The following is a 7,759-nucleotide window of genomic DNA, read 5'->3' on the forward strand; positions in this document are numbered from 1 at the left end:
GGGCCCGCCGATCTCTCGGCGGGCCCCGTCGGTTTCGGCCACTCCGGCAGTTACCGGATCTCGCCCAGCACTCCGAGGACCGCCTTCTCATCCGGCGCCCCGATGAGCCGCTCCCGGAACCCGGCATCCATCAGCTTCCGCGACAGCAGCGCCAGGATCCGCAGGTGCTCGTCGCCCGCGGCCGCCTCCGGCACGGCGATCATGAACACCAGCCTGGCCCTCGTGCCGTCCAGCGAACCCCACTCGATGCCCTCGACGGACCGCGCGAACCCGACGACGGGCGCGGTCACCGCATCCGTCTTGGCATGCGGAACAGCAATCTCCTCCCCAAGCCCGGTAGTCCCCTGCTCCTCCCGACGCAGGGCGGCGGCTACCAACTGCTCCACCTCCCCCACCTTGCCGGTCCGGGCGAGCAGCTCAGCCATCTCCCGGATGGCGGCCTCCTTGCCCCGAGCATCGAGAGCGACCTTCACGGTCTGCTCGGTGAGATAGCCGGAGAGGACTTGGTGGTGGGCGCCGGTTGTGGGGGAGTCGGCAGTTTCTGCACTTGGGGCGGCGGGGGAGCCGGCAGCGGCAGCTGCGGGACTTGCGGGGGAGACGCCGGCAGCAGCCTGGGCCTGGGCGCCGGGATGAGTCCCGTCCCCGGGACCAGTGGCAGCCGCGGCACCTGATCCGGTCTCGGCTCCCGCCCGGGGTTCCACGCCGACGCCCTCTCCGGTCTCGACACCGGTCCCGGGACGACCTTCAGCCTCTGCGCCGGCCCCCGCGCCCGCCGCCTCCGCGGTCCCGCCCGCCGTCCTCTCGACAGCCGACGTACCCGACGACGAAGCCACCACCCGCTGCGCCACCACGGCACCGGCGGCTCCGCCGGCTGTCGCCCCGGAACCCACCCCGACCAACGCGGGCTCCAGTGCCCCGACCGCACCCGGCCCGCTCGCCGGCGCCTCAGGCCCACGCCCGCGTCCCCGCTCACCGATGTCGATCAACGCGACCGTCGTCAGCGCGGTGGCCACCGAACCGATCACCACGGCCACGAAGAACATCGGCACCCCGCTCACCGCCCCCAGCACGGCCACGATCGGCCCACCGTGCGGCACCGCGTCCTCGACCCCGGCGACCCCCGCGATCGCACCGGCCACCGCCCCGCCGAGCATGTTGGCCGGGATGACCTGCGCGGGCCGTGCCGCCGCGAACGGGATCGCGCCCTCGGAGATGCCGAAGCAGCCCATGAACAGCGCGGCCAGCCCGGTCTCCCGCTCCTGCTCGGTGTACAGCCGCTTCCGTATCAGCGTGGCCAGACCCTGCCCCAGCGGCATGACCGGGATCGCCGCCGCGCACATGCCCATGACCGTCTGGTTGCCGGTCGCGATCAGCCCCGCGCCGAACAGGAAGGCCGTCTTGTTGACCGGCCCGCCCATGTCGAACGCGATCATGAGCCCCAGAATCGCGCCCAGCAGCACCGCGCTGGTGCCCGTCATCCCGCTGAGCCAGTCCGTCAGGTGCTCGAACACCCAGGAGATCGGCTTCCCGATGACGTAGATGAAGAACAAGCCCAACGCCGTGGTCGCCACGATCGGGATCACGATGATCGGCATGATCGGCTGCACGAACTTCGGGACCTTGACCTTCTTGATCCACAGCACCAGATACCCGGCCAGGAACCCGGTCACGATCGCCCCGATGAAACCGGCGCCCGCCTTCGAGTCGTACAGCGCGCCGGTGTTCGCTATCCAGCCGCCGATCATGCCGGGCACGAGCGCGGGGCGGTCCCCGATGGCGTAGGCGATGTAGCCGGACAGGATCGGCACCATCAGCGTGAAGCCGATGACACCGATGTTGTTGATGTCCATCCAGAAGGAGTCCTTCGGGATGACCAGCCCGCCGGACGGGTCGGTGTGCCCGCCGAGCGAGAGCGAGATCGCGATCAGCAGGCCGCCGACCACCACGAACGGGATCATGTAACTGACCCCGTTCATCAGCGCCTTGTACCCGACGCTCCGCTCCTTGCCACCGCCCGACGCGGCAGCGTCCCGCGCGGCACCGGCCCTGTGCACGGGCGCCGACCGCACCCGCTCGATCAGTCGCTCGGGGTGGTGGATTCCCTCCGCCACCCCCACGGTCAGCACCCGCTTGCCCACGAAACGGCTCAGGTCCACGTCCTTGTCCGCGGCGATGATGATGCCGTCCGCGGAGCTGACATCGTTGTCGTCGAGGACGTTTTCAGCCCCGATCGATCCCTGCGTCTCCACCTTCATGTCGAGGCCACGGCTCGCGGCGGCCTGCGCGAGCTTCTCCGCGGCCATGTACGTGTGAGCGATGCCGGTCGGGCACGCGGTCACCGCGAGCAGCTTGACCCGCTGCTCGTCGCTGTCGCCGCCCGTGGGGGGAGGCCCGGCTGGACTGGTCACGTCGATCTCCTCACGCCTTTGTCACGCGGAAACGCCGTCCCGAGCGCCCCGCAAGATCGATCAGCTGTGCCGATCGCTGTGCATCCTCCCGCACCTGCCCACGCCTCCCAAGGACAAAAGCCCCTCGATGACCTGCTCTGTTGCCACCCGGTCCGCACCGGCCCCAGAGCCCGCCCGCACCCCGCCGATGTTCCCGACATCACCTCGTGATCGGCTTGATGTATTCGGAGACGGACTGGGGTCGCCCCGCCGACCGGTGTAGCTTGGGACGGAGCCAGACGTCGCTGCTGATGGCGGTCGGGCGGTCCCACCGCGGACCGACCGAGGGAGAGAGGGCCTCCGACGGACTGCGCTGCGCGCACCGGGCATGCCTGTGTCCTCTTCGGGCACCCCTGTGTCCGCCGCCGCGCAGACCAGCCGTACCCACCCTCGACCCAATCCCGAGGAGCAGCTCGCAATGACGACTGTCGAAAACCGACAGGACTTCAAGGTCGCCGACCTCTCCCTGGCCGAGTTCGGCCGCAAGGAGATCACCCTCGCCGAGCACGAGATGCCCGGCCTGATGGCGATCCGCAAGGAGTACGCCGAGGCGCAGCCCCTTGCCGGTGCCCGCGTCACCGGCTCCCTGCACATGACCGTGCAGACCGCCGTCCTCATCGAGACCCTGGTCGCCCTGGGCGCCGAGGTCCGCTGGGCGTCCTGCAACATCTTCTCCACCCAGGACCACGCGGCCGCCGCCATCGCCGTCGGCCCGAACGGCACCGTGGACAACCCCCAGGGCGTCCCGGTCTTCGCCTGGAAGGGCGAGACCCTGGAGGAGTACTGGTGGTGCACGGAGCAGGCGCTGACCTGGCCGAACACCCCCACCGGCGGCCCGAACATGATCCTGGACGACGGCGGTGACGCCACCCTCCTCGTCCACAAGGGCGTCGAGTACGAGAAGGCCGGCGAGGTCCCCTCGGTCGACACCGCCGAGAACGAGGAGCACCGGGTCATCCTGGAACTCCTGAACCGCACCATCAGCAACGGCTCCCAGAAGTGGACCCAGCTCGCCTCGGAGATCCGCGGCGTGACCGAGGAGACCACGACGGGCGTCCACCGCCTGTACGAGATGCAGCGCGACGGCGTCCTCCTGTTCCCGGCGATCAACGTGAACGACGCCGTCACCAAGTCGAAGTTCGACAACAAGTACGGCTGCCGCCACTCCCTGATCGACGGCATCAACCGCGCCACCGACGTCCTCATCGGCGGCAAGACCGCGGTCGTCTGCGGCTACGGCGACGTGGGCAAGGGCTGCGCGGAGTCCCTGCGCGGTCAGGGCGCCCGCGTCATCGTGACCGAGATCGACCCGATCTGCGCGCTCCAGGCGGCGATGGACGGCTACCAGGTCACGACGCTGGACGAGGTCATCGACAAGGCCGACATCTTCGTCACCACGACCGGCAACAAGGACATCATCATGGCCTCGGACATGGCCAAGATGAAGCACCAGGCGATCGTCGGCAACATCGGCCACTTCGACAACGAGATCGACATGGCCGGCCTCGCCAAGATCCCCGGCATCGTCAAGGACGAGGTCAAGCCGCAGGTCCACACCTGGAAGTTCCCCGACGGCAAGGTGATCATCGTCCTGTCCGAGGGCCGCCTGCTGAACCTGGGCAACGCCACCGGCCACCCGTCCTTCGTGATGTCCAACTCGTTCGCGGACCAGACCCTGGCCCAGATCGAGCTGTTCACCAAGCAGTCCGAGTACCCGACCGACGTCTACGTGCTGCCCAAGCACCTCGACGAGAAGGTCGCCCGCCTCCACCTGGACGCGCTCGGTGTGAAGCTCACCCAGCTGCGCCCGGAGCAGGCGGCGTACATCGGTGTCGAGGTCGACGGCCCGTACAAGTCGGACCACTACCGCTACTGAGCCGCAGGGCACAGCAGCGGTTCACGGCACAGCAGTAGTTCCTCAGAGGCAGGCCCCCGCACCCCCGTGTCGGGGGCCTGCCCCTTTGGCCCAGTGACCCGCCCTCGGCCCAGCCTTTCCGCCGCGCGACCGTCAGCCCGGACAGGCCGCACACCCCGGACAACCCGTCAGAACCCAGGACCCCCATGCCCCGCGGCCGCTATTCGCTCCACGATCCGCACGATCACACCCCCCTCGCAGAAGAACACTTCCAGTGCGCCCCCGGTCCGTCCGGCTGGCGCTACGTCTCTCAACTGACCACCCCCGAGGGCGGTCACAGCGGCTCGGTCGACCTCACCCTCGACGAACTCGGCCGCCCCATCCGCCTCGAACTCCACGCCGCGAGCTGGCAGGTGCGCGGTGCCGCGCTCGACGGTGTCACCTGGGTCCGCACGGACCCCACCGGCACCCACGCCACGGAAGGCAACGTCGCCGCCCACGCCTTCACCGGCACATCCCCCGCATTCCTCGTCGCCACCACCCGTCTCCTGCGCCTCACCCCCTCCGCCTCAGCAACTCGCGTACGCCTCGTGGCCTTCACGGACCCCGTCCTCGCCCCGCGCACCGTGGACCAGTCCTGGACCTTGCTGAAAAGAGAAGCACACGCCACTGACAACGGCCCGCTGACCGTGGAGGAATACCAGGTCACAGCCCTGGACACCGGCGAACAGCACACCGTGCACATCGCCGGGGACGTGGTCCTCGCGGCCCCCGGGATCGAGCTGGAAGACCTCGAATCCCCGCCGTCCGCGTTCCCCGAACCACCGCTCAACTGAACCGGCTTCCACCACGAGCGGTCACGAACGGCCGGGCTTCACGCCGGCGGCACGAACCCGGACGCGGGCCTGCCCTCCGGCGGCACGGCGGGCCGGGATGCCTCGGACGTCCCCCCGTCCGCAGGGACGCCGGGACGTCCCAGGTCAGGAGCCGCCTCGGCGCCGTACGAGAAGGGCGGCTGAGGAGCGGACGCAGGAGTGGGCTGCCCACCCGGATACGGGTAGCCACCCGGCGCCCCGGCCGCAGGGCCGTAACCCGGGCCGTACGCCGCTACAGGCGACGGTGCCGACGCATGGGACGGCGCCCCCTCCGGCGTACCACCGCCGAAGGCCCGCCGAACCTCACGCGCCTGCCGCTCCTGCACCACCGCCGCCAGATACGCGCCCGGCGGCACACCCTGCGGCGCCGGAGCCCCGGTCCGTGCCGCGAGATCGGACGCGAGCCGCTCCGCCATGGCCCAGCCGACCTGCTGATCCAGCTGGTGCATCCGCGTCAGGTACTGCCGGATGGCAAGCCACAGACCGTCGGGAACCGCCGACAGATCGAGTTCCGCGAACCGCCCGGCCAGCCAGGGCGGAGGCGGCGGCACGAAACCACTGGGCGCGACAGGAATCCGCTCCCGTACGACCAACGTCCCCGCGAACACGTCACCGAGCCGTCGTCCACGGGCCGAAACGAGCGAGGCGATACAGGCGACGACCCCGAACGTCATCACGATCTCGACGACCCCGATCGCGCCCCGCACGAGAGCATGCCGGAACCGGATCGGCCCACCGTCGTCCCGCACCACACGAAGCCCCACGGCGAGTTTCCCCAGGGACCGCCCATGGCTCAGCGTCTCGACCGCGATCGGCGCACCCACCAGCACGAGCAGAAACGTGGCGATCGAGATCGCGACCTGTGCCGCGTCGTCGAGAGAAGCGGAAGCGGCCACCAGCGCGATGGTCACGGCGATGTAGACGACCATGGCCACGACCAGATCGATCAGCACGGCCAACGCCCTGCTGGGCAGCCTCGCAGGGCGCAGCTCCAGCGCCACCGCCTCGCCCGTCACCAGCTCACTCACGCCCGCCGCCCTTCCCCTGACCTGCCTCTTGGACGGCCAGTCTGCCAAGCTGAGGGCGCATCGCGCCCCAGTACGACAAGCTGACTCTCACGACGGCCACCGACGATCAGCCGAGGAGCAGGCAAACCGATGGACCTCGACGTCTTCGTCACCGCCCACCGAGCCGAGTGGGACCGCCTCGACGCCCTGCTCCGGCGCCAGCGCCGCCTCAACGGCGCCGAGGCGGACGAACTCGTCGCCCTCTATCAGCGCACCGCCACCCATCTCTCCCTGATCCAGTCCAGCGCCCCCGACCCCCAGCTCACCGGTCGCCTCAGCCAACTCGTGGCACGCGCGCGTAGTGCCGTCACAGGCACACGCCGCGCTTCTTGGCGCGATGTCACCCGCTTCCTCGCGTACGGCTTCCCCGCCGCCGTCTACCGCTCGCGGCGCTGGTGGGTGCCCACCGCACTTCTGTCCACCGCCATCGCGGGCCTCCTGGGCTGGTGGATCGGCACCCACCCCGAGGTCCAGTCCTCCATAGCGGCCCCCACCGAACTGCGCGAGCTCACCCGTCCCGGCGGCCAGTACGAGACGTATTACTCCAGCCACCCCGCGGCCTCCTTCGCCGCCCAGGTGTGGACGAACAACGCCCAGGCCGCCGCGATGTGCCTGGTTCTCGGAGTCTTCCTGGGCCTTCCGGTCCTGTGGATCCTCTTCCAGAACATGCTCAACCTCGGCGTCGGCGTCGGCCTGATGTCCTCGGCCGGCCGCCTCGACACCTTCCTGGGCCTCGTACTCCCGCACGGCCTCCTCGAACTCACCGCGGTCTTCGTCGCCGCCGGCACGGGACTGCGGCTCGGTTGGACCCTGATAGACCCGGGTCCCCGTTCCAGGCGCACCGCACTGGCCGAGGAGGGCCGAGCCGCCGTGGGCATGGCGATAGGCCTCGCCCTCGTCCTCTTCGTCTCCGGTGCCATCGAGGGCTTCGTGACTCCCTCAGGCCTGCCCACTTGGGCCCGCATCGCCATCGGAGTCGTCGCCGAGCTGGCCTTCCTCGCCTACGTCTTCGTCCTGGGCGGACGGGCCGCGCGTGCCGGCGACACGGGCGACGTCGACGCGGCCGAGCGCAGCGCCGTTGTCCCCACGGCCGCCTGATGTGCAGGCGACCGTATTGAGCTGCTACTGTCTCCTTCGCCCCACAGGAGCCGTTGACACGGACGATGCGGGGAGGTAGATTCGAACAGTTGCCTGGAGCTGGGTTCATCTCGCTCGGCAGCGGTGAGTGTCTGTCTGCTTCTGAGAATCTTGATTTCGCAGGAGCCCTTCCCGATAAATCGGAAACAGATGGTCGGTCAGTCCGGCCCGAAACTTCTGATAATGTTGGGAGCGCCGGAAAGGGAAACGCGGAAGCGGGAACCTGGAAAGCACCGAGGAAATCGGAACCGGAAACGGTCTGATAGAGTCGGAAACGCAAGATCGAAGGGAAAAGCCCGGAGGAAAGCCCGAGAGGGTGAGTACAAAGGAAGCGTCCGTTCCTTGAGAACTCAACAGCGTGCCAAAAATCAACGCCAG

Annotated in this window: 5 protein-coding genes; 3 read left to right on the forward strand and 2 right to left on the reverse strand. The window is 69.4% G+C overall.

Translation table 11 applies throughout. The annotated features are described in order from the left end of the window. Nucleotides 1-50: 50 nt before the first annotated feature. Nucleotides 51-2,408, reverse strand: coding sequence for a fructose-specific PTS transporter subunit EIIC (locus ACFULQ_RS47875; protein WP_383557800.1), 2,358 nt, complete (start codon nt 2,406-2,408; stop codon nt 51-53). A gap of 457 nt (nt 2,409-2,865) precedes the next feature. Here ACFULQ_RS47875 and ahcY point away from each other — a divergent pair, with 457 nt between their 5' ends. Both ahcY and ACFULQ_RS47885 read left to right on the forward strand, forming a co-directional pair. Further along, a complete protein-coding gene (gene ahcY, locus ACFULQ_RS47880; protein WP_383557802.1) occupies nt 2,866-4,323 on the forward strand; it encodes an adenosylhomocysteinase in 1,458 nt (485 codons plus the stop codon). 185 nt (nt 4,324-4,508) lie between these two features. Continuing rightward, entirely contained in the window at nt 4,509-5,138 is a 630-nt protein-coding gene (locus tag ACFULQ_RS47885; RefSeq protein ID WP_383557805.1) for a hypothetical protein, read from the forward strand. Nucleotides 5,139-5,176: 38 nt separating this feature from the next. On the opposite strand, the gene ACFULQ_RS47890 is transcribed toward ACFULQ_RS47885, so the two are convergent. Next, nucleotides 5,177-6,205 (reverse strand): RDD family protein, encoded by a 1,029-nt coding sequence (locus ACFULQ_RS47890; RefSeq protein ID WP_383557808.1) that lies wholly within the window; start codon nt 6,203-6,205, stop codon nt 5,177-5,179. 129 nt (nt 6,206-6,334) lie between these two features. On the opposite strand from ACFULQ_RS47890, the gene ACFULQ_RS47895 reads away from it, so the two are divergent. Continuing rightward, nucleotides 6,335-7,342 carry a stage II sporulation protein M gene (locus ACFULQ_RS47895; RefSeq protein WP_383557811.1) on the forward strand — a complete coding sequence of 336 codons (1,008 nt, stop codon included), beginning with the start codon at nt 6,335-6,337 and terminating at the stop codon, nt 7,340-7,342. Nucleotides 7,343-7,759: the final 417 nt, after the last annotated feature.

The sequence above is a fragment of the Streptomyces sp. NPDC057253 genome, from assembly GCF_042669125.1.
In the GTDB taxonomy this organism is placed as follows: Bacteria; Actinomycetota; Actinomycetes; order Streptomycetales; family Streptomycetaceae; genus Streptomyces.